Source organism: Pseudomonas sp. PDM01, from assembly GCF_014852325.1.
Taxonomy (GTDB): domain Bacteria; phylum Pseudomonadota; class Gammaproteobacteria; order Pseudomonadales; family Pseudomonadaceae; genus Aquipseudomonas; species Aquipseudomonas migulae.
This window is the reverse complement of sequence record NZ_JACVBK010000008.1, coordinates 114,918-140,741: the sequence shown is the minus strand read 5'-3', so window position 1 is coordinate 140,741 and position 25,824 is coordinate 114,918. Positions and strand designations below refer to the sequence as shown.

The window sequence follows — 25,824 nt, the reverse complement described above, 5'->3', positions numbered from 1 at the left end:
CGCTCGCTCCTACAAGATCAACGCCGACCTTGTAGGAGCGAGCGATGCGGCGATCCGACTTGCCCGCGAAGGCAATCTCAAATTCAACCCATCAACCGCGCCGTACCAAACAAACTGACCCGACTCAATTCCCCGTCTGTTTCCTCCAACAAAATCGGCGCCGTCCCACCAGGCATCACCACCTTCACCTCACCCGCCACCACCCAACCCACCCGCCAAGCCGCACACGCCACCGCGCTCGCACTGGTACCGGACGACGCCGTCGGCCCTTCCCCACGTTCAAACACCCGAGCAGCAATTCGCCCCGCTGACTCGCGCATCGCCCATTGCAAATTAACCCCCGCCGGGCACGGTCGCCCTGCCCCGGTCGGCATGGCATAGGCAATGCGCGTCAACCCTTCGGACAATCGCGCTTCGCGCATCTGCTCATTGGCCGGCAATGCCTCGGCATCGTCCACAAGGGTTACGCAATGCGGATTGCCGACCCGCACGAACTGGCTGCGCGACCAGGCGGGATCCAGCGCCGACAGCGGTTGAACGTGGCTGAGCTCACGGCCGTTGAATGCCACATCGGTCACCCCTTGAGCACTGACCGCCTCGGGCCCGAACGCCGGTTTGCCCAGATCCAGCCAGAAACCCTGCACACCCTCGACCTGCGCGCTGTTCACCAATGTTTCACCAGGCGAAGGCGTGTCGGCCTTGTCGTGATGAACCCTGAGCACACACGCCGCGTTTTCCGGAAACAGTCCTTGATCGCTGAGCGCCTGGGAGAAAATCGTCAGCCCGTTGCCACTGCGCTCGGCCAGAGTGCCGTCGGTGTTGACGATCAACAGATCGAACGGCGGCGGCGTTTGAAACGGGCCGACCAGCAGACCGTCGCAACGATGGTCCTTGCTGCCGGGCGGTTGCGTGCCCGGCGCCCAGGCACAGAACGCCTCGATGGCCGACAATGCCCAGGTCGTGCGGGTTTGCGCCGCCAGACTGGCCTGTTCAGGTAAATCGATCCCTGCGCGGCGCACTGCATCCGGCGCCACTACCGCGTAGATATTGCCTCTAGCATCGTAGAACGGCGTCATGGCGCCTCCCGTGTAAACATCACAGGCGTGCAACATATCGCGAAACCGCGACGGGCTGTGCAAGGATGTCACCCTGCCTGACCGCGAAACCGTCCGGACGCTGATCGAACCTCATGGGTGAGTCACTGTCCCTTGGGGACGCGACGTTTTTTGCCAAGGATCGATATGACCAACCTCAACACGCCCACCACTTTCGTGCCCGGACGCCTGGAACAGATGTCCACGCGCATTGCCTTTTTCATCGCCGGTTTCGGGATTGCCGCATGGGCGCCGCTGGTGCCTTACGCCAAGGCCCGGGCCGGGCTGGATGAAGGCACCCTCGGTTTGCTGCTGTTGTGCCTGGGGGTGGGCTCGATTCTGGCGATGCCGATGGCGGGGCTGCTGGCCACGCGTTTCGGCTGCCGGCGCGTGCTGACGGGCGGTACGTTGTTGATCTGTCTGGCGCTGCCGCTGTTGGCGACGGTGTCCTCGGTCCCGGCGCTGATTGCGGCCTTGTTCATGTTCGGCGCGGGCCTCGGCACGGTGGATTCGACGGTGAACCTGCAAGCGGTGATCGTCGAGCGCGCCAGCGGCAAAACCATGATGTCGGGTTTCCACGGGCTGTTCAGCCTCGGCGGGATTGTCGGGGCGGCGGGCGTCAGTGCCCTGCTCGGCTTCGGGGTTTCTCCGTTGGGAGCGATGCTGGTGGTGATCGTGCTGCTGCTGATCGCACTGTGCAAAGCCGCGCCGCACCTGCTGCCGTATGGCAGCGAAAGTTCCGGGCCGGCCTTTGCCATTCCCCACGGTATCGTGCTGTTTATCGGCGGGATGTGTTTCATCGTGTTCCTTGCCGAGGGCGCGGCACTGGACTGGAGCGCGGTGTTCCTGGCGCAGGAACGCGGGATCGACACGGCCTATGCGGGATTGGGTTATGCGGCGTTTGCGCTGACCATGACGGCCGGGCGCTTGACCGGTGACAAGATCGTCCGGCGCCTAGGCGCGACACGGGTGATCGTGTTCGGTGGGCTGACGGCCGCTACCGGCCTGTTTCTGGCGACGTTTGCACCGAGCTGGGAGATGGCGCTGGTGGGTTATGCACTGCTGGGCGCGGGCTGCTCGAATATCGTGCCGGTGCTGTACACCGCCGTGGGCAAGCAGACGGTCATGCCTGAAAGCATTGCCGTGCCGGCGATTACGACGCTGGGTTACGCGGGGATTCTGGCGGGGCCGGCGGTGATCGGGTTCATCGCCCACGGCAGCAGTTTGAGTTTTGCCTTTGGGCTGATGGCGGTGTTGCTGGTGGCGGTTGCCATTGGCGGGAAGGTGTTGAAGGCCTGAAAAGCATCGCCGGCAAGCCAGCTCCTACAAGGATCGTCAGTGCACACACTATCTATGTGCGAAACAACTGTAGGAGCGAGCGGTGCGGCGATCCGACTTGCCCGCGAAAGCGGTGGGTCAGGCGCCATTTCTATCGACTGGACAGCCATCTTCGCGGGCAAGCCTCGCTCCTACAGGGATCTCCAGCGAACACAGATTCTGTGCACGCCGGCGATCTTGTAGGAGCTGGCTTGCCGGCGATGCAGGCGACTCGGTCTATCAGAACCCGACGCTGGCCTGCACGAAGAACGTGCGCGGTGCGCCGACGTACATGCCCGAGTTGTTGTCGCTGGAGCGGGTGAAGTACTGCTTGTCGAAGATGTTTTTCACCCCGGCGCCGACTTTCAGGTTCGATAGCTGCGCGCCGAAGTCGTAACCGCCCCGCACGTTCCAGGTGACGTAACCGGGAATGTCGCCGTACTGACCGTCGGCAGTGCCTTCGGTGATGTAGTTGTTGGTGAAGCTGCCGTTGGAATTCACGGCAACGCCCGGCGAACGTTGTTTGGACTGGGCAAACGCATCGACGTTGTAGGTCCAGCGGTCGATGTCATATCGCAAGCCGGCAGTCGCGACCTGGCGCGAATAGAACGGCAGGTCACGGCCCTTGAAGCCCGGAATCTCCCCTTCATACACGGCACGTGTGTAGGTGAAACCGGCGTTGGCGCTCAGGCCGTCGAGCCGTGGGTCCAGTGCCGCCATGTCGTAATGCACCGATGCTTCAACGCCTTGGTGCGTGGTTGCGCCGAGGTTGGTCCAGCCCGCATCGTTGCTGATGTACTGCAACTCTTTATCGAAGTCGATGTAGAACAGCGTCACTTCGCCGCCCCAGACATCATCGTTGTAGCGTGTGCCGAGCTCGTAGGTCTTGGCTTTTTCCGGCTCCAGACCGTTGGCGGTGCTGTCACCCGTACCGCCCTGGCCGAGCTGGAAATACTGCAGACTGCCGAACGAAGTCTCGTAGTTGGCGAACAGTTTCCAGGCATCGGAAATGTGATACATCACACTCAAGGCCGGCAGCGGCTCGTTGCTTTCGATGCTGCGGTTCTTCTCTGTCACACGCTTGCCATCGGCATCGCGTACGGGGCGCTCATGCCAGTCGGTGCTGATGTGCTCGAAACGGATGCCGGGGGTAATCGTCCAGTTGCCGACGTCGATCTTGTCGTCGAGGTAAACGGAGTTGGCTTCCGTGCCGCCGGTGCGGTCCTGGTACACATGGCCGTCCGAGGCCTTGGTCGCGACGGGCTCGTTGCTCTTGTTCAGCTCCAGACGAGTCGCCTGTTCGTGCATGCCTTCCTTGAGGTAGCGATAACCGACGCTGACTTCCTGGGTGGTCGGGCCCACGTCGAACACATGGGACACCCGCGGTTCGATGCCGAAGGTGTAATAGGTCCGCGGGAACGAGCCGATAGTCTTCTGGTCGCGGGCGGCGATGTTGCTGCCACGGAAGCTGTCGGAGTAGTACGTCAGCACTTCTGCCTGGGTACGGTCATCGATCTGCCGCGCCCACTTGAACGAGACGTCCTTGCGGCGCCCGCTGAAGTTGTCGTTGTTGCGGTCGGACTGAAACGGATTGGCGTCGTACTGCGCCTGAGTCAGGCCGCCGGGCATGTCGGCGCTGGCGTCGTAGTAATGCAGGTTGAGGCTGAAGTCGTCGACATCGGTCGGCGCCCAGTGGGTCTTGAGCAGCACGTCGTCGATATCGTTGCCGTTGTTACGCTCACGGTAACCGTTGCCGTTCACGCCCGAGTACAACAGCGCCACGCCAATGCCGTTGTCCGCTGTACCGCCGGCAAACGCCGTGTCGATGTGCTTCCAGCCACCGTGCTTGGAAGTTTCCAGGGTGGTGCCGATTTCGGCGGAGGCTTTTTCCGGGATTGCGCGGGTCACGAAGTTGATCACACCGCCAACGTTCTGCGGCCCGTAGCGCACGGAACCGGCACCGCGCACCACGTCGATGCTGTCGAGGTTGCCGGAGGAAATCGGCGCCATGGACAGCTGCGGCTGGCCATACGGCGCGAATGCGGCCGGTACGCCGTCGATCAGCACGGTGGAGCGTGGCGACAGACGCGAAGTCAGGCCGCGCACGCCGACGTTCAGGGAGATATCGCTGCCGCCAGTGCCGTTGGCTTCTTGCACTTGCACGCCGGGCACGCGCTTCAACACGTCGCCGACGTTCATCGCGCCTTGCTCGACCATGGCTTCGCGGCGAATCACCGTGCGGGCGCCGGGGTGGTTCTGCACCACGGCGGCATCGGCGTCACCGAGCCAGTCACCGACGACCTTGATGTCAGTCACGCCCAGTTCCAGCGGGCCATTGGCGGCGGAAGTCGGCGATGGAGCCGGCGTCAGGGTCACCGAACCTTCGTCGATCTGATACTCGAGACCGCTGCCCTGCAGCAATTGGCGCAAGGCCTGCTCCGGCGAAAGGTTGCCATCCACCGCCGGGGCCTGTTTGCCGGCGACCAGTTCTGGACTGAAAAAAACCTGCAACGAGGTTTGCTGGCCGAGCTCGCTCAGCGCCTGACCCAAGGGTTGCGCCGGGATGTGAATGGCATCGGCGGCAAAGGCCTGGGGCAGCGCAGCGTTGACCGCCAGCGCAAGGGCCAGCGGCAACCAAAGGGAGTTGTTGTTTTTAGCGGTGGTTTTTTTCACGTCGAACGTAGTCCTGTGGATCGCAAGAGTGTGCGCCTGTTAATGCAAACCAGTTGCAGTTGGACAGGAAGACGATCAACTCGAAAAAAACCTGAATTTATTTTGAAATTATTTCCTGACTGCCGTCATCGAGGGTGCGCACGGCCACCGGCAAGATGGTCGGCAAGGCCTTGAGCAGCGCGTCGGTGTTGTCGGATTTGAACACGCTGGTCAGGCGCAGATTGCCCACTGTGTCGTTGCCGACGGTGAGTGGCTTGTCCCGATAACGCGATACTTCCTCGGCCACTTCGGCCAGGCTGGCGTTGTTGAACACCAGTTTGCCGTTGCGCCAGGCCGTCAGTTCCGCAGGGTTGACCGCATAGGCCGCGGCCACTTTGCCCTGGGCATCAATGCGCGTTCCCAGGCCAGCGGTAAGGTTGACGAACTCATTGTCCGCCGCGCCGTGCCCCTGAACCCTGACCGTGCCCTGCTCCACCACGACCCGGGTGTCACGAGCGCCGCGACGCACATCGAAGCGCGTGCCGGTGACCGTGACCTTGCCGCTGCCAGCCTCGACCACGAATGGCCGATCGCTGTCGTGGGCGACGCTGAACATTGCCTCGCCTTGCGTCAACTCGATGCCGCGCTGGCCTTTTTCAAAGCGCACCTGAAGACGACTGCGGCTGTTCAGGTCGATCACCGAACCGTCCGGCAGCGCCACCTGACGACGCTCGCCCAACGCTGTCGAATACTCGGCGGTGTAAGGCGCCGGTTGATTCAAACCGCTGAACAGGCCCAGGCCCAGCGCCACGGCCACCACACTGGCCGCCACCGCATAACGCACCAGCGGTCGACGTTTGCTGCGCGCCGGCGGGGTTTCGCACAAGGCTTGCAGTCGCGCACGCGGCACCAGGTCGGCGGCTGTCCACAGGCCCTGAAGCAACTGAAATTCGTCGCGGTGCTGAGGGTGCTCGTTCAGCCAGTGCTCGAAACGCTGGCGCTCTTCGACGTCAATGGCCGGCTCCTGCAAACGCACAAACCACTGCGCCGCCTCATCGCGAACCGTCGTTTGCCCGCACGCGCAATCACGAGTATCCATCATGGAAGTTCCTGTTTGGCTGGGGAAGAGAGTGCACGGCCGATCATGGTTGCAAACCGTCGAGGCGGTCGCGCAGATGCCGCAGGGTGCGGATCATATACTTTTCCACCATGTTCTTGGACAGTCCCAGGCGTTCGGCGATTTCAGCCTGGGTCAGCCCTTCGATCTTCTGCCAAACAAAAACCTTGCGACAGTTGACCGGCAACTCGGTGAGCGCCCGTTCAATGGAATCAGCCAACTGGATCGCATGCATGAAATGCTCCGGGTCGCCGGACGACGACACACTGTGATCAATCGCCTCCGACTCCATGGCGCCCCGCCGATCCTCACGCCGATAACCATCCACCGCGATGTTGCGCGCAGTCTGGTGCAAATACGCCCGGGGCTGCTGCACCGCCGCCGAATCGGACTCAAGCACCCGCACGAAAGTGTCGTGGGCCAGATCCTCGGCCTGCTGACGATTTCTCAGGCGACGGGTCCAGGTGCCAACCAACTCTTCGTAATGCTCGAAAAAGCCGTGTCTGCGGGGCAACTTGGGGGTCATTGCGGTGTGCTGTGATGACGGGGCGTGAATAGTAATGCTTCCTATTAACCGGAAGCAATGGATTCCAGACAGCCAACTCGCCACCACTCGTCAACGAGAAAAGTTGATTTAGGCACACAGCCAAAGGATTCTGGCAGGCATCCAAAAGAAGCCAGCCACAAGCTGTAGCAAAGTGCAGTCATGCCAGTCACCGGCGTTCGTCCAGGAATTCAGACATGTTCACCTCCTTTGCCTCACTGAAAAGAAAACCCCTCGCCCGCCTCGCGCTGGCCATCAGCCTTGGCACGCTTGGCCTGCCTTACTGGGCGGGCACCGCTCAGGCCCATGGCGGGCACGCCGAGATGGTGCCGCTGCAAGCGGGCCTTGAGGAGTTTGGGGCCACGGTGAAATGGGACGACTACGCCGACCTGTTCGTGATTGCCAAGGACGGCGTTTATCTCAAGGTCAAACCGGGCAGCAAGGTCGCCATGCTCAACGGCAAACGGATGGAGCTGAGTGTGCCGGTGGTGTTCAAGGGCAAGACCGCTTTCATGTCCAAGGACTTCATCAATCAGGTGTTCCAGTCCGGCCTGGACAAGACCTTTGTCGTCGAGACGCGCCCTAACCCGCTCAACCCGCTGAGCGCGGATGAGATCAAGACCGCTGTCGAGATCATCAAGCAATCGGAGCACTACAAACCCGGTTTCCGCTTCACGGAAGTCTCGGTCAACGAGCCGCCGAAGGATCAGGTGTGGAGTTTCGTCTACAGCGGGCAAAACGTCGCCCAACCGCGCCAGGCCAACATTGTGGTGCTCGACGGCAAGCATGTGGTTGAAGGCCTGGTCGATCTCGACAGCAAGACGCTCAAATCGTGGAAGCCGATTGAAGGCGCCCACGGCATGGTCTTGCTGGATGATTTTGCGACGGTGCAATCGGCGATTGAAGCGAGCCCCGAGTATGCGCAGGCGCTGACCAAACGCGGTATCAGCGATGTGAAAAAGGTGGTGGCCACGCCGTTGACGGTCGGTTACTTCGACGGCAAGGACGGGCTCGCGCAGGACAAGCGTCTGTTGAAAATCGTCAGCTATCTGAATACCGGTGACGGCAACTATTGGGCGCACCCGATCGAGGGGCTGGTGGCGATTGTCGATCTGGAGCAGAAGAAACTGATCAAGATCGAAGACGACGCGGTCATTCCGGTGCCGATGAAATCGACGCCGTACGACGGACGCGGGCGTAAGGGCACGTCGGTCAAGCCGCTGGAAATCATCGAGCCCGAAGGCAAAAACTACACCATCTCCGGCAACAGCATTCACTGGCAGAACTGGGACTTCCACGTTCGCCTCGACTCGCGGGTCGGCCCGATCCTGTCCACCGTCACTTATGACGACAAGGGCAAGAAACGCAAAATCATGTACGAAGGCTCGCTGGGCGGCATGATCGTGCCTTACGGCGATCCGGATGGCGGCTGGTACTTCAAGGCTTATCTCGACTCGGGCGATTACGGCATGGGCACGCTGACCTCGCCGATTGCGCGCGGTAAAGATGCTCCGGAAAACGCGGTGCTGCTGGACGCCACCATTGCCGACTACACCGGCGCCCCGACCTCGATTCCCCGCGCCATGGCGGTGTTCGAGCGCTACGCCGGCCCGGAATACAAACACCAGGAAATGGGCCAGCCCAACCTCAGCACCGAGCGTCGTGAACTGGTGGTGCGCTGGATCAGCACCGTCGGCAACTACGACTACATTTTCGACTGGGTCTTCCAGCAAAACGGCACCATTGGCATCGATGCCGGCGCCACCGGTATCGAAGCGGTCAAGGGCGTGAAATCGAAAACCATGCACGAAGCCACCGCCAAGGAAGACACGCGCTACGGCACGCTGCTGGACCACAACATCGTCGGCACCACGCACCAGCACATCTACAACTTCCGCCTGGACATGGACGTGGACGGTGAGAACAACTCGCTGGTGGAAGTGAACCCGGTGGTTGCCCCGAACGACCGTGGCGGGCCGCGCACCAGCACGATGCAGACCGAAACCAAAGTCGTCGGCACCGAGCAGCAAGCCGCGCAGAAATTCGACCCCTCGACTGTTCGCCTGCTGACCAATACCAGCAAGGAAAACAAAGTCGGCAACCCGGTTTCCTATCAGTTGATTCCGTATGCCGGCGGTACGCACCCGGTGGCCAAGGGTGCCAATTTCGGCAAGGACGAATGGCTCTATCACCGCCTGAGTTTCATGGACAAACAGCTGTGGGTGACGCGCTACAACCCGGAAGAGAAGTATCCGGAAGGCAAATACCCGAACCGCTCGGACAAGGATGCGGGGCTTGGGCAGTTCACCCACGACAACCAGTCCATCGAAAACAGCGATGACGTGGTCTGGCTGACCACCGGCACCACGCACATCGCCCGTGCGGAGGAATGGCCGATCATGCCGACCGAGTGGGTGCATGTGCTGTTGAAGCCGTGGAATTTCTTTGATGAAACGCCGACGCTGAACCTCAACGTGCCGCAGTAATACGGCACACCCCCTGTAGGAGCCGGCTTGCTGGCGATAGCGGTGTGTCAGTCGAGATTAATGTTTCTGACACACCGCCATCGCCAGCAAGCCGGCTCCTACAGGGGGTAATGTGTTTTCAAGGGGACGGTCAGGCGTGTTTTTTGCGGTACTCGCCGGGCGAAATGCCGAAGCGCGATTTGAACGCGGTGGAAAAGTAGCTCGAATCAGAAAAGCCCCACGAATACCCCAGCACCGACAACTTCTGCTCGGTACGTGTTTGGCGCAGGGACTCCGCGCACAAATCCAGCCGCCGATTCTTGATGTACCGCGCCACCACCAATCCCTTCTTGGCAAACATCCGGTACAAACCACGCGTCGACATTCCCACCTCGCGCGCCAGCCATTCGGGGCAGAGGTCTTCCGAGCGGATGTGCTCATCGATGAAGCCCAGGGTCTTGCGGAAAAGGCGCTCATGCACGTCCGCGCATGCTTCGCTGTGGCTGATGGCCGGACGCAGCAGGCTGACAATCGCCTCCAGCGTCGCTTCGCTTTCTGCCCGGCTCAGGCATTGCTGGTGCGTGGCGTCCAGAATCAGGCGGTGCGAGAGCATCGCGATGGGGGATGTCGCGGCGATCCGGTGACCGCACTGGACCGGATTGAAGCGCAGGGTTTGCTCGACCAGTTGCGACGGCAGAATCAATGACAGCTGCCGGGAGTTTTCACTGTAGGTAAAGTCGCTGGGGCGCGAGGCGTCGATCAGCGTGATATCCCCGGCCGACAGCAACACCTTGCTGTCGCCCTGAGCCATGCCGGCGCTGCCATCGAGCTGAAACACCGCAAAGTATTTACCGTCCTCGCCCGCCGCCACTTCGTGAGGCGTGCGGTACAGCCGTGCCTGGCGGGCATCGACAAAACTGAGCTTCAGCGCGCCGTCCTGGTGCTCGCGGATCTGTCCGGCAAACTCATCGCCCAGAGGTTGCGCATTGAAGGCGCCACAGATCTGGTTGATCTGATGAATCCACTGATCGAAGCCATCACGGCGCTGTGCAATTGAAGAAATCATGTCGGGCCTCACGCAGGCTTGTTTTTATTATCTACGCCAATCCACGGGTTCTCCTGAACAGTGCCGCTCCTACGGAAACAGACGGGTTACTTAAGCCCGCCAAAGCGCCGATAAAAGCTTTCGCCCACGTCCGGCAACGGACCATCGGCGGTTTCCAGTGCATTGTTCAACCACTCTTCGGCCTTGGCGTAGATCAGCCGGTAAATGTTGCGGCACAACTGGCGGGCGGCGCGTCCTTCCCAATCGCCGGGCAACAACTCGTCCGGTAATTGCGGGTCACGCAGCAGCAGTTTGCGGTACTCGTGAATAAGCAGGACCCGTGCCAGGAAGCAGTCCGACGGTTGCAGGTTTTCCTGCTCGCGAAGCGCTTGCCAGAGCGGTCGGAACAGCTGGATGAACTCGCTGTAATGGGCCGCCAGCTCCTCGATGTTCCAGCTCTCGCGCACCTGCAAACGCAGGGCCTTGGAGGCAAGCACGTCTTGTGCGGTGGTTTCGAAGACGATGGTGTCTTCCTGGGCACCCAGGTCGAGCAAGGTCGCGTTGACGTCGGCCCGATCACTGCGCGGGCAGGCCAGCACGGCGGGCGAGATCGCACCAAAACCTTGCCACTCCAGTTCTTCGCGCACTTGTTTGCGCTTGTCCTGGGTCAGTTGCGTGAGCATCACCAGGCACCACGAACCGTCCCAGGCCGGAACGGTGGAGCTGTAGACCCGCTTGAAAGCTTTGTCGAAACGCCGACGGCCGGCGCCGGTCAGGCTGTAGTAGCTGCGACGCCCGACTTTTTCGGCGGTCAGCCAGCCTTCCTTGGTCAGGCGAAAAATCGAGGTGCGGATCAGCCGTTCATTGATGCCGATGGGCTCGAGCAACTGAATCAGGCTGCCCAGCCACACCGTGCCGCCGTGGGGTTCGATGGCATCCCCGTACAGCGTGATGATCAAGGAACTGGCGCGGATCGGCGTCTGCTCCTGGAAGCGGGTAATCAGATGGTTCAAGGGTGTCAGGGACGACATGGGCGTACCGAGCTGAAAAAAGAAAAGGAATATACCGAATTTCCTTTGTAGGAGCCGGCTTGCTGGCGATCGCGGTGTGCCAGAAACATTAATCTCGACTGACACACCGCGATCGCCAGCAAGCCGGCTCCTACAGGGGATTGCGTTCTCATAGAGAACTGCCTTTTGGCCGCAGGCCGCTGTCGCTGATACGCGGGCGGTCGGGCTCCGGTTCGGTCAGCGGCTCGCAGACTTGCATCTGCTCCAGGCAACGCTTGGCCAGTTGCTGATATTCACGAGTGCCCGCCTGCTTCCACGACACCTCTTCATCGCTGAGGCTGCGCTTGACGCTGGCCGGCGCGCCCATGATCAGCGACTGCTCGGGGCCTTCGAAACCGGCCTTGACGAAGGCCGCGGCCGAGACGAATGAGCGGGCACCGATGCGCGCATTATCCATCACCACCGCATTCATCCCCACCAACGCGTCGGCGCCAATCCGGCAGCCGTGCAACACCGCGCCATGGCCGATGTGGCCGTTGCGCTCGACCACGGTGTCGCTGTCCGGAAAACCGTGCATCACGCAGGTGTCCTGCAGATTGGCGCCCTCCTCCAGCACGATCCGGCCGAAGTCACCGCGCAGACTCGCCAGCGGACCGACGTAGCAATGGGGACCGATGATCACGTCGCCGATCAGCACGGCGGACGGATGAACGTAAGCGCTGGGGTCAACCACCGGAGTCAGGCCATCGAGGCTGTAGCAGGTCATGGGGCGTTTCCTTATAGAGCATTCACAAAGCGATGCCGATGCAGACTCATTTTGTATCACATCACTTTTACATTAACAAAGCACAAAAACCGTATCACTTACAAAGCCACGGGCCTGCCGCGTCTATTTAGACGATAAAACCCCGGCTAAAACCAATAAAACAGGCGTATCCAGCGCTTGATCAAAGCCATTCAAACCAAAGCCATAAAACCACAAACCCGACGATAGGACACATTAAATCTATTTTTGTATTGCATTTACGTATCACGTTGTAGGTATACTCCGGCAAAACCGGCCTACGCGCCGATCCAATAATGAGCCGGCATTACAGCCGAGCGTGCACCGTGAGGGCATCCGCCATGCCTCTAACCCTTGCTGTCGAATTCCTCGAACCGGGCGTCCGCCTGATTACGTTGCAGCGTCCGCAAGCGCTGAATGCCCTGACCACCCAATTGCTGGGTGAACTGGCGGACGAACTGACGGCCGCGCAAGCCGATGCCGAGACTCGCGTCGTGGTCCTGACCGGTAGCCGCAAAGCCTTCGCGGCCGGTGCCGACATCAAGGAAATGGCCGAGCGCAATCTGGTCGGCATCCTCGACGACCCGCGCCAGGCGTCGTGGCAAACCATCACCCGCTTCAACAAACCGCTGATCGCCGCCGTCAACGGCTTCGCCCTCGGCGGCGGCTGCGAACTGGCGATGCACGCCGACATCATCATCGCCAGCGAGGACGCACGTTTCGGCCAGCCGGAAATCAACCTCGGAATCATGCCCGGCGCCGGCGGCACTCAACGTTTGCTGCGCGCCGTCGGCAAATCCATGGCCATGCAGATGGTCCTGACCGGCGAGCCGATCGACGCCCGCCAGGCCCAGCGCGCCGGGCTGGTCAGCGAAGTCACCCAACCGGAATTCACCGTCGAGCGTGCGCTGCAGATCGCCCGCAGCATTGCCACGAAAGCACCGCTGGCGGTGCGCCTGGCCAAGGAAGCGCTGCTCAAGGCGATGGACACCGACCTCGCCAGCGGCCTGCGTTTCGAGCGCCACGCCTTCACCGTGCTGGCCGGCACCCGCGACCGTGACGAAGGCATCGCGGCCTTTCAGCAAAAGCGCACGCCGACCTTCACTGGCCAGTAATCCGGCCACCGATAACGCATTCGAACGACCTCCCAGAGAACGCCAAGACCATGAACTTCGAACACATCCTGTTTTCCATCGAGGCCGGCGTTGCCCTGCTGAGCCTCAATCGCCCGGACCAACTCAACAGCTTCAACACGCAGATGCACGGCGAAGTGAAGGAAGCGCTCAAGCAGGTTCGGCAGAACCCGGACGTGCGCGTACTGCTGCTGACCGGTGAAGGTCGCGGATTCTGCGCCGGGCAAGACCTCAGCGACCGCAATGTCGCGCCGGGCAGCGCCGTGCCGGATCTGGGCGAGTCCATCGAGAAGTTCTACAACCCGCTGATCCGCCAGTTGCGCGACCTGCCGCTGCCGGTGATCTGCGCGGTCAATGGCGTGGCGGCCGGCGCCGGCGCCAACATTCCACTGGCTTGCGATCTGGTATTGGCAGCGCGTTCGGCGAGCTTCATCCAGGCCTTCTGCAAGATCGGTTTGATCCCGGATTCCGGCGGCACCTGGACCTTGCCACGCCTGGTCGGCATGGCCCGCGCCAAGGCGCTGGCCTTGCTCGGTAATCGCCTGAGCGCCGAGCAAGCCGAGCAATGGGGGCTGATCTACCGCGTGGTGGATGACGCCGAATTGCGCAATGAAGCCCTGACCCTCGCCCGCCATCTGGCCACGCAACCGACGTACGGCCTGGCGCTGATCAAGCGCAGCCTCAACGCCAGCCTGAGCAACACCTTCGACGAACAACTGGAGCTGGAAAAAGACCTGCAACGCCTGGCCGGGCGCAGCGAGGATTACCGTGAAGGCGTCAGCGCCTTCATGGAAAAACGCAGCCCAAGCTTCAAGGGGCGCTGAGTCATGACCGCACTGAACACTAACGCGCGCATCGCGGTGATCGGCGCCGGCGCCATGGGCGCAGGCATTGCCCAGGTCGCGGCGCAGGCCGGTCATCCGGTATTGCTGCTGGACAATCGCCCCGGCGCTGCGGCCCAGGCCATTGAAGGCATTGATCGACAACTGGGCAAACGGGTCGAGAACGGCAAACTGTCCGCCGAGTCGCGCAGCGCAACGATTGCGCGCCTGCACGCCGTGGAAGCCATCGAAGCGCTGGCCGAGTGCGAGCTGATCATCGAAGCCATCGTCGAAAACCTTGAGGTCAAACGCGCGCTCTTTCGCCAACTGGAAGACATCTGCGGTGAGCACTGCATTCTGGCGAGCAACACCTCGTCGCTGTCGATCACCAGCATCGCTGCGCAGTTGAACCATCCGCAACGCTTGCTCGGTTTGCACTTTTTCAACCCGGCGCCGGTCATGGCGCTGGTGGAAATCGTTTCCGGGCTGGCCAGCGATCCGGCGTTGGCCGAGTGCCTGTACGACACCGCCAAAGCCTGGGGCAAAAAACCCGTACACACCCGCTCTACGCCGAGCTTTATCGTCAACCGCGTCGCCCGCCCGTTCTACGCCGAAAGCCTGCGCCTGCTGCAGGAAGGCGCGGCGGATTGCCCGACGCTGGATGCGCTGATGCGCGAGGCCGGTGGTTTTGCGATGGGCGCCTTCGAACTGACCGACCTGATCGGCCATGACGTCAACTATGCCGTGACCTGTTCGGTGTTTGATGCCTATTACGGGGATACACGTTTTCTGCCTTCGCTGATTCAGAAGGAATTGGTCGACGCCGGGCGCCTGGGTCGCAAGAGCGGCCATGGTTTCTACCGTTATGGCGAGGATGCCTCGCGACCACAGCCGACCTCTATCAGCAGCGATCAGCCGGTTGAAACCTGCGTCGTGGAAGGTGATCTCGGCATCGCCAACGCGTTGATTGCGCGTCTGCGCGAACATCAGATCAACGTCATTCAGCGCGATGGCCAAGGCCTGTTGAAAGTCGGCGATGCCGTGCTGGCGCTTAGCGACGGGCGCATGGCCTGTCAGCGGGCGAAAGAAGACGGGCTGCGCAATCTGATCCTGCTGGACCTGGCCTTCGACTACGGCAAGGCCAGCCGCATCGCCATCAGTTGCTCGGCAGACATCTCCCCTTCGGCACTCGAACACGGCGTCGCACTGCTGCAACGCACTGGATTCAAAGTCAGCCAACTCACCGACAGCCCCGCGCTCGCGGTGTTGCGCACGGTGGCGATGCTCGCCAACGAAGCCGCCGACGCAGTACTGCAAGGCGTGGCCTCGGCCGCCGACATCGATCTGGCGATGCGCGCCGGGGTCAATTACCCGCAAGGCCCGTTGGCCTGGGCCGACGCCATTGGCCTCGCGCACATCCTCAACGTGCTGGAAAACCTGCAAACGAGCTACGGCGAACAACGCTATCGACCGTCGCTGCTGTTGCGCCGCCGCGTCGCTGAAGGGAGGACGTTCCATGACTAATCACGAAGCAATGAACCTGGCCAGCAACTGCGCGCAAACGATGTTCAAGCGCGATGCCGCGAGCCAGGCCATGGGCATGCGTCTGCTTTCGGCGGCACCGGGCTGCGCCCGCGTCGGCATGAGCGTGCGCGCCGACATGATTCAGGGCCACGGCACTTGCCACGGCGGTTACCTGTTCGCCCTCGCCGACTCGGCGTTTGCCTTTGCCTGCAACAGCTACAACGAAGCCACCGTGGCCATCGGTTGCAGCATCGACTACATCGCCCCGGCACGCCTGGGCGACACCTTGACCGCCGATTGCACCGAGCAGAGCCGCTCCGGTCGCACCGGCAACTACGACGTGCGGATTGAAAACCAACTGGGCCAGCTGATCGCGCTGTTCCATGGCAAATCCTACAAAGTGCGCGGCGCTGTGCTCGCGCAGGAGACCCCGAATGAATGACGCCTTGATCATCGACGCCGTGCGGACCCCGATCGGCCGCTACGCTGGTGCCTTGAGCAGCGTACGTGCCGACGACCTCGGTGCAATGCCGATGCGCGAACTGCTGCGCCGCCACCCGCAGGTCAACTGGAATGCCGTGGATGATGTGATCTACGGCTGTGCCAACCAGGCCGGCGAAGACAACCGCAACGTCGCGCGCATGTCGGCGCTGTTGGCCGGGTTGCCGGTCAGCGTGCCGGGCACCACGCTCAACCGCTTGTGCGGTTCCGGGCTGGATGCCATCGGCACCGCAGCGCGGGCGATTCGTTGCGGCGAAGCCGGGCTGATGCTGGTCGGCGGCGTCGAATCGATGTCCCGCGCGCCGTTGGTCATGGGCAAGGCCGAACAGGCCTTCTCTCGGGATGCGCAGGTCTACGACACCACCATCGGCTGGCGCTTCGTCAATCCGCTGATGAAAAAAACCTACGGCATCGACTCGATGCCGGAAACCGCCGAGAACGTCGCCGAGCAGTTCAACATCTCCCGCGCCGACCAGGACGCTTTCGCCCTGCGCAGCCAGCAACGTGCCGGCGCGGCCCAGGCCAGTGGGCGTCTGGCCAAGGAAATCGTCGCGGTGGAAATCCCGCAGCGCAAAGGCCCGGCCAAAGTCGTCGAGCATGACGAACACCCCCGCGGCGACACCACGCTTGAGCAGTTGCAGAAGCTCGGCACGCCGTTTCGCGAAGGTGGCAGCGTCACCGCCGGCAATGCCTCCGGGGTCAATGACGGCGCTTGCGCGCTGTTGCTGGCCAGCCCGGCGGTCGCCAAACGCCACGGCCTGAAGGCTCGCGGCCGGGTTGTGGCCATGGCCACTGCCGGCGTCGAGCCGCGCATCATGGGCATCGGCCCGGTGCCAGCGACGCGCAAAGTGCTGGAACTGGCCAACCTGAGCCTCGCCGACATGGACGTGATCGAACTCAACGAAGCCTTCGCCGCGCAAGGCCTGGCGGTGTTGCGCGAACTGGGTTTGAGCGACACCGACCCGCGGGTCAACCCGAATGGCGGCGCCATCGCCCTCGGCCACCCATTGGGCATGAGCGGCGCGCGGCTGGTGACCACCGCCCTGCACGAACTGGAAGAACGTCAGGGCCGCTACGCGTTGTGCACCATGTGCATCGGCGTCGGCCAGGGCATTGCGCTGATCATTGAGCGCTTGTCCGACTAAAGAATCGCGATTCCCGGGGAGCCTAGAGGTATCCTTGGGGCATGCACTCAAAGCCCGGCTGCGGCCGGGCTGAAACACAAAAATAATTCGAGTGAAGTTATGAACATGCCAATTGCCAAAGCCGTGCTTGATCCCGTGCTGGACCCGCTGGAAATCGCCAGCATTGACGAACTCCGTCAGCACCAGCTGGAACGCCTGCGCTGGAGCCTCAACCACGCCTACAAAAACGTGCCGCTGTACCGTCAGCGCTTTGATGCACTGGGCGTGCACCCGGATGACATCAAGTCCCTGGAAGACCTGGCGAAGTTTCCGTTCACCACCAAATCCGACCTGCGCGACAACTACCCCTACGGCATGTTTGCCGTGCCGATGCAGGACGTGGTGCGCCTGCACGCATCCAGCGGCACCACTGGCAAACCGACCGTCGTCGGTTACACGCAGAACGACATCGACACCTGGGCCAACGTGGTCGCTCGCTCGATCCGCGCAGCCGGTGGCCGACGTGGCGACAAAGTGCACATTTCCTATGGCTACGGCCTGTTCACCGGCGGTCTCGGCGCGCACTACGGTGCCGAACGCCTGGGTTGCACGGTGATTCCGATGTCCGGCGGCCAGACTGAAAAGCAAGTGCAACTGATCAAGGATTTCCAGCCGGACATCATCATGGTCACGCCGTCGTACATGCTCAACATCGCCGATGAAATCGAGCGCCAGGGCATCGACCCGCACAAACTGGCCCTGCGCCTGGGCATCTTCGGTGCCGAGCCGTGGACCGGCGAACTGCGCAGCGCCATCGAGAACCGTTTGGGCATCACCGCACTGGACATCTACGGCCTCTCGGAAATCATGGGGCCGGGCGTCGCCATGGAATGCGCCGAAACCAAGGACGGGCCGACGATCTGGGAAGACCATTTCTACCCGGAAATCATCGACCCGGTCACCGGTGAAGTGCTGCCGGACGGGCAGATGGGCGAGCTGGTGTTCACGTCCCTGAGCAAGGAAGCCTTGCCGATGATCCGCTACCGCACCCGTGACCTGACGCGCCTGCTGCCAGGGACTGCGCGGCCGATGCGGCGGATCGACAAGATCACCGGGCGTAGCGATGACATGTTGATCATTCGCGGGGTTAACGTGTTTCCGACGCAGATCGAGGAGCAGGTACTGAAAATCAAACAGCTTTCAGAGTGTTATGAGATTCATCTGTATCGCAACGGGAACCTGGACAGCGTGGATGTGCATGTCGAGTTGAAGGCTGAACACCAGCACTTGAGCGATGAGCAGCAGAGGGCTGTTTGTGGCGAGTTGAGCAAGCACATCAAGACGTATATCGGGATCAGTTCGCGGATTGTTTTGCAGCCTCTGCATTCGATCAAGCGCTCTGAGGGCAAGGCTTGTCACGTAATGGACAAACGCCCGAAAGCATGACTGCTGCACCCTTTAAGCCCCGCTTTTGCGGGGCTTTTTTTTGGGTGTACGCGTGAGAATCCTGTGGGAGCGAGCCTGCTCGCGAAGGCTTTATAGGCAACCCGATTCTCGTGGATGTACACGGTCCTTGTAGGAGCCGGCTTGCCGGCGATGGCTATATGAGGGTGTACATATCCATTCCTGCGGTAACGGCCGCTAATGGTTTCGCCCTTACGGCGAGTCACTTGGAAAAGCCCCAAGTAACCAAGGGCTCTTGCCCCTTTCGTTCGGTGCCTCGCTAATGCTCACCATGCCCTCGCTCCGGTCCTGCTCCGTGGGCCCGCCGCCATCGGCCATCCATGGCCGGGGGCGGCTAACCCGGCATCCATGCCGGGTTGCCCACTGCGCAGAACCTGCGCTCGGCCTCTCGAGGGGGCGCTCAGATCAAAAGCTGAAGGCGAGCTAACGCTCGGCCTGATGAGTGGTGGAAATCAAAAGCGTACGCGATTCCCTGTAGGAGCCGGCTTGCTGGCGAAAAGCGTCCAGACACCGCGTTCATCCAGACAACCCGCGTCATCGTTGACGCCCATCGCTGCGGTGCGGCGACCCGACAAGCCAGCTCCTACAGGGTCATGTGAACCACAACGAACGAGTCAGAGATTACGCGAGAGCGCTCTTGTGACGACGCGTCTGGCAGTGGCGCGCCTGTCCAGCATGTAGATGTGGTTATCCAGCTCAGGCACCAGTCGTGCTTTGCGCTTGTCGTCGAACTTTCCCACTGTCATTAAATAGATCATCGGCAGCACGATCCCTCCCCACCACTGGCCGGACAGAAAAAAGATGAAAGGCCACGGGATCAACAGAACCGCCAAAATCCACCCGTTGGCGCGCATAGTCGGGATCAATTCCTGGTAGAGAAAATCACTCGATTCCAAGTCGAAACTGAGGGAAAGATTGTGATTGCGCAGAAGCACGGGGTACATGTCTTCCTTGTGTGAACTTCCGGCGTAGATCACGTAAACCTCATGACCTTTGCGTAAATGGAAATCTTCAAAAGCATATTCCAGACGGAGCTCATCGCCTCCCTTCGTTCTGATCCATACCACACGACGGCTCGGCGTATTGCTGATCACCACCCCATGCTCGATGTGAAAATGAATCCTGACCTTACCGAAGGTGAAATCCTGCATGCCCACTCCTTGAAATTCCGTCACCGACGACGAGTCGCCCAGTCGGTAAGCAGCGGATGCTACTAAGGCGCCATCAGGCTGTCCAGAAACCGGACTCGCCCCGTACGTCGAAAGCGATACAAAAAAACATACGACACGATATTTTGTGTTTGATATTAAATTCTGTATCGCTTATAAAGTTCTCCATGCCCTCGATCAGATTCAAGGCGGGAGACCCCCAATGTACGCACAGCTCGTAGAAACCGGCGTTAAGCGCATCAAGGACCTGTCGGAAATGTCCGAACAGGAACGCGCCTTCCAGGAAAAAATCGATTCAGAAATCAAGATCGAAGCGAAAAACTGGATGCCTGATGCCTATCGCCAGACCCTGATCCGGCAGATCTCGCAGCACGCCCACTCGGAAATCGTCGGCATGCTGCCCGAAGGCAACTGGGTCACCCGCGCGCCATCGCTCAAACGCAAACTGCAATTGATGGCCAAGATTCAGGACGAAGCCGGCCACGGCCTGTACCTGTACAGCGCCATGGAAACCCTCGGCGCCGACCGCGACGAAGAAATCGCCAAGCTGCACAGCGGCAAGGCCAAGTACTCGAGCATCTTCAACTACCCGACCCTGAACTGGGCCGACATGGGCGCAGTGGGCTGGCTGGTGGACGGCGCCGCGATCGTCAATCAGGTGGTGTTACAGCGCACCTCATACGGCCCCTACTCCCGGGCCATGGTGCGCATCTGCAAGGAAGAAAGTTTCCACCAGCGCCAAGGCTACGAAATCCTTTTGACCATGATGCGCCACGGCAATCAGGCGCAAAAAGACATGGTCCAGGACGCGATCAACCGCCTGTGGTGGCCGTCGCTGATGATGTTCGGCCCGAGCGACGAACACTCGCCGAACAGCGCCCAGTCCATGGCCTGGAAAATCAAGCGCCAGAGCAACGACGAACTGCGCCAGCGCTTCATCGACCAGACCATCCCGCAACTCGAATTGCTCGGTTGCACCTGCCCCGATCCGGACCTGAAGTGGAACGCCGAACGCGGCCATTACGACTTCGGTGAAATCCAGTGGAGCGAGTTCTACGAAGTGCTCAAGGGCAACGGCCCGTGCAACCAGGAACGCGTCGCCACTCGCCGCAAAGCCATTGAAGACGGCGCCTGGGTCCGCGAAGCCGCAGTTGCCCACGCCCGCAAAAAACAAAACAAGAACGCCGCCTGATTCGGCCACCTGATCTGGAGACACCGCCATGTCCGAATGGACCCTTTTCGAAGTCTTCGTGCGCAGCAAGCACGGCCTCAACCACAAGCACGTCGGCAGCGTGCATGCCGCCGACACCACCATGGCCATCGAGAACGCGCGTGAGTTGTACACCCGTCGCAGTGAAGGCGTGAGCCTGTGGGTCGTGCCGTCGGCACTGATCACCGCCTCGTCGCCGGATGAAAAAGACCCGCTGTTCGACCCGTCGGACGACAAGGTTTATCGCCATGCCAGCTTCTACGAGCTGCCGGCCGAAGTCGGGCACATGTGAGGTCGACCATGAATAACAACACCGATCTGATCGAATACCTGCTGCGCCTCGGCGACAGCGCCCTGATCCAGGGCCAGCGCCTGTGCCAATGGTGCGGCAAGGCGCCGGCGCTGGAAGAAGAACTGGCGCTGATGAACGTCGGCCTCGACCTGGTCGGCCAGGCGCGCAACTGGCTGGAGTACGCCGCTGAACTGCTGGGCGACGATCGCGATGCCGATCACCTGGCGTTCCGTCGCGACGAGCGCGCCTATCGCAACCTGCTGCTGGTGGAACAACCCAACGGCGATTACGCGGTGACCATCCTCAAGCAGTTCCTGTATGACGCCTGGCACCTGGAAGTGCTTAAAGGTCTGAGCCAGTCCAGCGATGAGCGCATCGCCGCGATCGCTGCCAAAGCCGTAAAGGAAGTCACCTATCACCTGCGCCGCTCCAGCGAGTGGGTCGAGCGTCTGGGCGACGGCACCGAGGAAAGCCACAAGCGCATGCTCGCAGCGATCCCTGAGGTCTGGCGCTTTACCGTGGAACTGATCGCCGCCGATGACAGCGAACAGCGTCTGTGCGAAGCCGGCATCACCCCGGACATCGCCACCGTCGCGGCCGCGTGGCAAGCCACAGTCAACAAGATTTTCGCCAGCGCCACCCTGCCCGTGCCTGCCGCGCCGAGCTATTTCTACCTGAATGCGCGCAAGGGGCTGCACACCGAACACCTCGGCATCCTGTTGGCGGAGATGCAATTCCTGCCACGAGCGTACCCCGATGCAACCTGGTGAGCTGATCGCCAGCGACCTCGGCGCCCGGCCGGCCCAACCGACCGACCTGGCCGCCGCGTGGGCGACCCTGGCGCAGGTCATGGACCCGGAAGTGCCGGTGGTCAGCGTGGTCGACCTCGGCATCGTGCGCGATCTCGACTGGCAAGCCGGCCACTTGCACGTGGTGGTCACGCCGACCTACTCCGGCTGCCCCGCCACCGAGGTGATTGAAAGCGACATCCGCGATGCGCTGGAACTTGCCGGCTTCAGGGCACCGCAACTGGAACGCAAATTGACCCCGGCGTGGACCACCGACTGGATCACCGACATTGGCCGCGAACGCCTGCGCGCTTATGGCATCGCACCGCCCGACGGCAGCACCAGCAAACGCAGCCTGCTCGGCGAAAGCCCGGTGATCGTCTGCCCGCAATGCGGCAGCGCGCACACCGAAGTGCTCAGCGAGTTCGGTTCCACCGCGTGCAAGGCGTTGTACCGCTGCGTCGATTGCCGCGAGCCGTTCGACTATTTCAAGTGCATCTGAGCGGCGATCGGCCGTCCCAGCTGGAGAACAATAATGAGCAAATTTCACAGCCTGACCATCAAGGACGTGCGCGCCGAAACCCGTGACGCGGTGTCCATCGCCTTCGATATTCCGCAGCACCTGCAAGACAGTTTTCACTTCACCCAGGGCCAGCACCTGGTGATGCGCACGCAGATGGATGGCGAAGAAGTGCGTCGTTCGTATTCGATTTGCACCGGCGTCAATGACGGCGAACTGCGCGTCGCGATCAAGCGTGTGGCCGGCGGGCGTTTCTCCGCATTCGCCAATGAGCAGCTCAAGGCCGGGCACAGCCTGGAAGTGATGCCGCCGGCCGGGCACTTCTGCGTCGAACTCGACCCACAACGCCACGGTAATTACCTGGCCGTGGCGGCGGGCAGCGGCATCACGCCGATCCTGTCGATCATCAAGACCACCCTGCAAACCGAACCGCACAGCCGCGTCACGCTGCTGTATGGCAACCGCTCAAGTTCCGGCGCGCTGTTCCGTGAACAGCTCGAAGATTTGAAAAACCGCTACTTGCAGCGTCTGAACCTGATCTTCGTGTTCAGCCGCGAGCAGCAGGATGTCGACCTGTACAACGGCCGGATCAACGCCGAGAAATGCGAGCAACTGTTCTCCCGCTGGCTCGATGTCAAAGCCCTCGATGCGGCATTCATCTGTGGCCCGCAGGAGATGACCGAAACCGTGCGCGACAGCCTCAAGGCCAAGGGCATGGCACCGGAGCGCATCCATTTTGAACTGTTCGCCGCCGCTGGCAGCCAGCAAAAACGCGAGGCTCGCGAGGCTGCACGGCAAGTTGATGCGGCGGTCAGTCAGATCACCGTCATCAGCGACGGCCGCGCGCTGGCCTTCGACCTGCCGCGCAACAGCCAGAGCATCCTCGATGCCGGCAACGCCCAGGGCGCCGAACTGCCTTACTCGTGCAAGGCCGGCGTGTGCTCGACGTGCAAATGCAAGGTCATCGAAGGCGAAGTGGAAATGGACAGCAACCACGCCCTGGAAGACTACGAAGTGGCCGCCGGTTACGTGCTGTCGTGCCAGGCGTATCCGGTCAGCGACAAAGTCATCCTGGATTTCGACCAGCTCTGATTATCCGGCAAACACGGAACCTGTAGGAGCGAGGCTTGCCCGCGAAGACTGACCATCAGACGACATCAATGTTGAATCTGCCGGCCTCTTCGCGGGCAAGCCTCGCTCCTACAGGGACCGGGGCGCCCCCAAGAACCTGCTTCACCCCACAACAACAAAAACAACAGAGAGCGTGCCATGACACCCACAGACGTAGAACTCATCCGCCAGCACCCCGATTTCATCCAGCTGGTTCGTCGCAAACAAAACCTGTACTGGTCGCTGTCGCTGATCATGCTGGTGATCTATTTCGGCTTCGTGTTGCTGGTGGCGTTCTCCCCCGCCACCCTCGGCCAATCCTTGAGCGGCGGCGTGACCTCGGTGGGCATGCTGGTCGGTGTGGTGATTGTGGTGTTGGCCTTCGCGCTGACCGGTTTCTACGTCTATCGCGCCAACAACGTGATTGATCCGCTCAACGAAAAGCTGAAACAGGAGTGCGCCCGATGAGCCGGCTCCTGGCGTTGTTCCTGTTGCCGCTGGCAGCGGTCACCGACTTCGCGGTCGCTGCCGACGGCGCGTCCCGCCCATTGAACTGGAACGCCATCGGCATGTTCCTGGTGTTCGTGCTGTTCACCCTCGGCGTCACACGTTGGGCCGCATTGCGTACCCGCTCCGCCAGCGATTTCTACACCGCCGGCGGTGGCATGACTGGCTTCCAGAACGGCCTGGCGATTGCCGGCGACATGATCTCGGCCGCGTCCTTCCTCGGCATCTCGGCGATGATGTTTCTCAATGGCTACGACGGCTTGCTCTACGCCCTGGGCGTGTTGGCGGGCTGGCCGATCATCCTGTTCCTGATCGCTGAGCGCCTGCGCAACCTCGGCAAATATACGTTCGCCGACGTGGTCTCTTATCGCCTGGAACAAACCCCGGTGCGCCTGACCTCGGCGTTCGGCACCCTGACCGTCGCGTTGATGTACCTGGTGGCGCAGATGGTCGGTGCCGGCAAGCTGATCGAGTTGCTGTTCGGCATCGACTACCTCTACGCGGTGATGCTGGTCGGTGTGTTGATGGTGTTCTACGTGACCTTCGGCGGCATGCTCGCCACCACGTGGGTGCAGATCATCAAAGCGGTGATGCTGCTGTTCGGCACCACGTTCATGGCGTTCATGGTGCTCAAGCATTTCGGTTTCAGCACCGAAGCGATGTTCGCCGGCGCCACTGCCGTGCACGCCAAGGGCAGCGCGATCATGGCGCCTGGTGGTTTGCTGTCGAACCCGATCGATGCGATCTCGCTGGGCTTGGGCATGATGTTCGGCACCGCCGGCCTGCCGCATATCCTGATGCGTTTCTTCACCGTCAGCGATGCCAAGGAAGCGCGTAAAAGCGTGTTCTACGCCACCGGTTTCATCGGTTACTTCTACTTGCTGCTGATCATCGTCGGCTTCGGCGCCATCGTCATGGTCGGCACCGATCCTGCGTTCCGCGATGCCAGCGGCGCGATCATCGGCGGCGGCAACATGATCGCCGTGCACCTGGCACAAGCCGTGGGCGGCAACCTGTTCCTCGGCTTCATCTCGGCAGTCGCGTTCGCCACCATTCTGGCGGTGGTTGCAGGGTTGGCGTTGTCCGGCGCCTCGGCGGTGTCCCACGATTTGTATGCCTGCGTGATGCGCAAGGGCCAGGCCACCGAGCAGCAGGAAATCCGCGTCTCGCGCATAGCCACGCTGTGCATCGGCGTGCTGGCGATCATCCTCGGCCTGCTGTTCGAATCGCAGAACATCGCGTTCCTTTCCGGCCTGGTGCTGGCCATCGCCGCGTCGGTGAATTTCCCGGTGCTGTTCCTTTCGATGTACTGGAAAGGCCTGACCACTCGCGGCGCGGTCACCGGCAGCCTGACGGGGCTGGTCTCGGCGATTGTCCTGCTGGTGCTGAGCCCGGCGGTGTGGGTCAACGTGTTGCATCACGACAAGGCGCTGTTCCCGTACTCCAACCCGGCGCTGTTTTCCATGAGCCTCGCGTTTTTCAGTGCCTGGCTGTTTTCGGTCACCGACACCTCGCCGCGAGCGGCCCTTGAGCGCGGCCGCTACCTGGCGCAGTTCATCCGTTCGATGACCGGCATCGGTGCCTCCGGCGCCAGCAAGCACTAATCACGACCGACTGATGGCAGGGAATAAAA

At 61.5% G+C, this 25,824-nt stretch carries 23 protein-coding genes; 15 read left to right on the top strand and 8 right to left on the bottom strand.

All coding sequences use genetic code 11. The features are described from left to right. Positions 1–83: 83 nt before the first annotated feature. Positions 84–1,076, bottom strand: a complete 993-nt coding sequence (locus tag IB246_RS20500) for a diaminopimelate epimerase (RefSeq protein ID WP_008038313.1) — start codon at positions 1,074–1,076, stop codon at positions 84–86. A gap of 165 nt (positions 1,077–1,241) precedes the next feature. On the opposite strand from IB246_RS20500, the gene IB246_RS20495 reads away from it, so the two are divergent. After that, positions 1,242–2,393, top strand: a complete 1,152-nt coding sequence (locus tag IB246_RS20495; RefSeq protein ID WP_008038310.1) for an MFS transporter — start codon at positions 1,242–1,244, stop codon at positions 2,391–2,393. A gap of 258 nt (positions 2,394–2,651) precedes the next feature. Here the strand turns inward: IB246_RS20495 and IB246_RS20490 are convergent, their stop codons facing one another. The 3 genes from IB246_RS20490 to IB246_RS20480 all read right to left on the bottom strand — a co-directional run bounded on the left by IB246_RS20490 (position 2,652) and on the right by IB246_RS20480 (position 6,706). Continuing rightward, positions 2,652–5,084 carry a TonB-dependent siderophore receptor gene (locus tag IB246_RS20490; RefSeq protein WP_008038308.1) on the bottom strand — a complete coding sequence of 811 codons (2,433 nt, stop codon included), beginning with the start codon at positions 5,082–5,084 and terminating at the stop codon, positions 2,652–2,654. Between the two features lie 97 nt (positions 5,085–5,181). Beyond that, the gene (locus tag IB246_RS20485) at positions 5,182–6,165 is read right to left on the bottom strand and encodes a FecR family protein (RefSeq protein ID WP_008038306.1); all 984 of its coding nucleotides are present in this window, start codon (positions 6,163–6,165) and stop codon (positions 5,182–5,184) included. Between the two features lie 40 nt (positions 6,166–6,205). Then, a complete protein-coding gene (locus IB246_RS20480) occupies positions 6,206–6,706 on the bottom strand; it encodes a sigma-70 family RNA polymerase sigma factor (protein WP_008038304.1) in 501 nt (166 codons plus the stop codon). Positions 6,707–6,921: 215 nt separating this feature from the next. Here IB246_RS20480 and tynA point away from each other — a divergent pair, with 215 nt between their 5' ends. Continuing rightward, positions 6,922–9,210: a primary-amine oxidase gene (tynA, locus tag IB246_RS20475; protein ID WP_008038302.1), complete on the top strand. Its 2,289-nt coding sequence runs from the start codon at positions 6,922–6,924 to the stop codon at positions 9,208–9,210. Positions 9,211–9,340: 130 nt separating this feature from the next. Here tynA and feaR read toward each other — a convergent pair whose 3' ends face one another. The 3 genes from feaR to paaY all read right to left on the bottom strand — a co-directional run bounded on the left by feaR (position 9,341) and on the right by paaY (position 12,010). Then, on the bottom strand, positions 9,341–10,255 hold the full coding sequence (gene feaR / locus IB246_RS20470) for a transcriptional regulator FeaR (protein WP_008038301.1): 915 nt from the start codon (positions 10,253–10,255) through the stop codon (positions 9,341–9,343). Between the two features lie 86 nt (positions 10,256–10,341). Continuing rightward, positions 10,342–11,265 carry a phenylacetic acid degradation operon negative regulatory protein PaaX gene (paaX, locus tag IB246_RS20465; RefSeq protein ID WP_008038300.1) on the bottom strand — a complete coding sequence of 308 codons (924 nt, stop codon included), beginning with the start codon at positions 11,263–11,265 and terminating at the stop codon, positions 10,342–10,344. A 148-nt stretch (positions 11,266–11,413) separates the two neighbouring features. After that, positions 11,414–12,010: a phenylacetic acid degradation protein PaaY gene (gene paaY, locus IB246_RS20460; RefSeq protein ID WP_008038299.1), complete on the bottom strand. Its 597-nt coding sequence runs from the start codon at positions 12,008–12,010 to the stop codon at positions 11,414–11,416. A 359-nt stretch (positions 12,011–12,369) separates the two neighbouring features. On the opposite strand from paaY, the gene paaF reads away from it, so the two are divergent. The 6 genes from paaF (at position 12,370) to paaK (ending at position 18,577) form a co-directional block, all read left to right on the top strand. After that, positions 12,370–13,143, top strand: coding sequence for a 2,3-dehydroadipyl-CoA hydratase PaaF (paaF, locus tag IB246_RS20455; protein WP_008038298.1), 774 nt, complete (start codon positions 12,370–12,372; stop codon positions 13,141–13,143). A gap of 50 nt (positions 13,144–13,193) precedes the next feature. Further along, positions 13,194–13,985 carry a 2-(1,2-epoxy-1,2-dihydrophenyl)acetyl-CoA isomerase PaaG gene (gene paaG, locus IB246_RS20450; protein WP_008038297.1) on the top strand — a complete coding sequence of 264 codons (792 nt, stop codon included), beginning with the start codon at positions 13,194–13,196 and terminating at the stop codon, positions 13,983–13,985. A 3-nt stretch (positions 13,986–13,988) separates the two neighbouring features. After that, the gene (gene paaH, locus IB246_RS20445) at positions 13,989–15,506 is read left to right on the top strand and encodes a 3-hydroxyacyl-CoA dehydrogenase PaaH (protein ID WP_192230166.1); all 1,518 of its coding nucleotides are present in this window, start codon (positions 13,989–13,991) and stop codon (positions 15,504–15,506) included. Then, positions 15,499–15,948, top strand: a complete 450-nt coding sequence (gene paaI / locus IB246_RS20440) for a hydroxyphenylacetyl-CoA thioesterase PaaI (protein ID WP_008025274.1) — start codon at positions 15,499–15,501, stop codon at positions 15,946–15,948. The genes paaH and paaI overlap by 8 nt, the downstream gene beginning before the upstream one ends. Further along, positions 15,941–17,152 (top strand): 3-oxoadipyl-CoA thiolase, encoded by a 1,212-nt coding sequence (gene pcaF, locus IB246_RS20435; protein ID WP_008038293.1) that lies wholly within the window; start codon positions 15,941–15,943, stop codon positions 17,150–17,152. Before paaI ends, pcaF begins: the two co-directional genes overlap by 8 nt. Before the next feature lie 99 nt (positions 17,153–17,251). Further along, positions 17,252–18,577, top strand: coding sequence for a phenylacetate--CoA ligase PaaK (paaK, locus tag IB246_RS20430; protein WP_192230164.1), 1,326 nt, complete (start codon positions 17,252–17,254; stop codon positions 18,575–18,577). Between the two features lie 632 nt (positions 18,578–19,209). On the opposite strand, the gene IB246_RS20425 is transcribed toward paaK, so the two are convergent. Then, positions 19,210–19,746, bottom strand: a complete 537-nt coding sequence (locus tag IB246_RS20425) for a hypothetical protein (RefSeq protein WP_008044130.1) — start codon at positions 19,744–19,746, stop codon at positions 19,210–19,212. A gap of 220 nt (positions 19,747–19,966) precedes the next feature. On the opposite strand from IB246_RS20425, the gene paaA reads away from it, so the two are divergent. From paaA to IB246_RS20390, 7 genes are all read left to right on the top strand, one after another. Further along, positions 19,967–20,956: a 1,2-phenylacetyl-CoA epoxidase subunit PaaA gene (paaA, locus tag IB246_RS20420; RefSeq protein WP_008032385.1), complete on the top strand. Its 990-nt coding sequence runs from the start codon at positions 19,967–19,969 to the stop codon at positions 20,954–20,956. A 28-nt stretch (positions 20,957–20,984) separates the two neighbouring features. Continuing rightward, positions 20,985–21,266, top strand: a complete 282-nt coding sequence (gene paaB / locus IB246_RS20415; protein WP_007943393.1) for a 1,2-phenylacetyl-CoA epoxidase subunit PaaB — start codon at positions 20,985–20,987, stop codon at positions 21,264–21,266. Positions 21,267–21,274: 8 nt separating this feature from the next. Beyond that, a complete protein-coding gene (gene paaC / locus IB246_RS20410; protein ID WP_008044138.1) occupies positions 21,275–22,036 on the top strand; it encodes a 1,2-phenylacetyl-CoA epoxidase subunit PaaC in 762 nt (253 codons plus the stop codon). After that, the gene (gene paaD, locus IB246_RS20405; protein ID WP_008032381.1) at positions 22,023–22,556 is read left to right on the top strand and encodes a 1,2-phenylacetyl-CoA epoxidase subunit PaaD; all 534 of its coding nucleotides are present in this window, start codon (positions 22,023–22,025) and stop codon (positions 22,554–22,556) included. The genes paaC and paaD overlap by 14 nt, the downstream gene beginning before the upstream one ends. Before the next feature lie 33 nt (positions 22,557–22,589). Further along, entirely contained in the window at positions 22,590–23,666 is a 1,077-nt protein-coding gene (gene paaE, locus IB246_RS20400; protein ID WP_008044139.1) for a 1,2-phenylacetyl-CoA epoxidase subunit PaaE, read from the top strand. Positions 23,667–23,843: 177 nt separating this feature from the next. Further along, a complete protein-coding gene (locus tag IB246_RS20395) occupies positions 23,844–24,152 on the top strand; it encodes a DUF485 domain-containing protein (RefSeq protein WP_008032377.1) in 309 nt (102 codons plus the stop codon). Continuing rightward, on the top strand, positions 24,149–25,795 hold the full coding sequence (locus IB246_RS20390) for a cation acetate symporter (protein WP_008032374.1): 1,647 nt from the start codon (positions 24,149–24,151) through the stop codon (positions 25,793–25,795). The genes IB246_RS20395 and IB246_RS20390 overlap by 4 nt, the downstream gene beginning before the upstream one ends. Positions 25,796–25,824 lie beyond the last annotated feature (29 nt).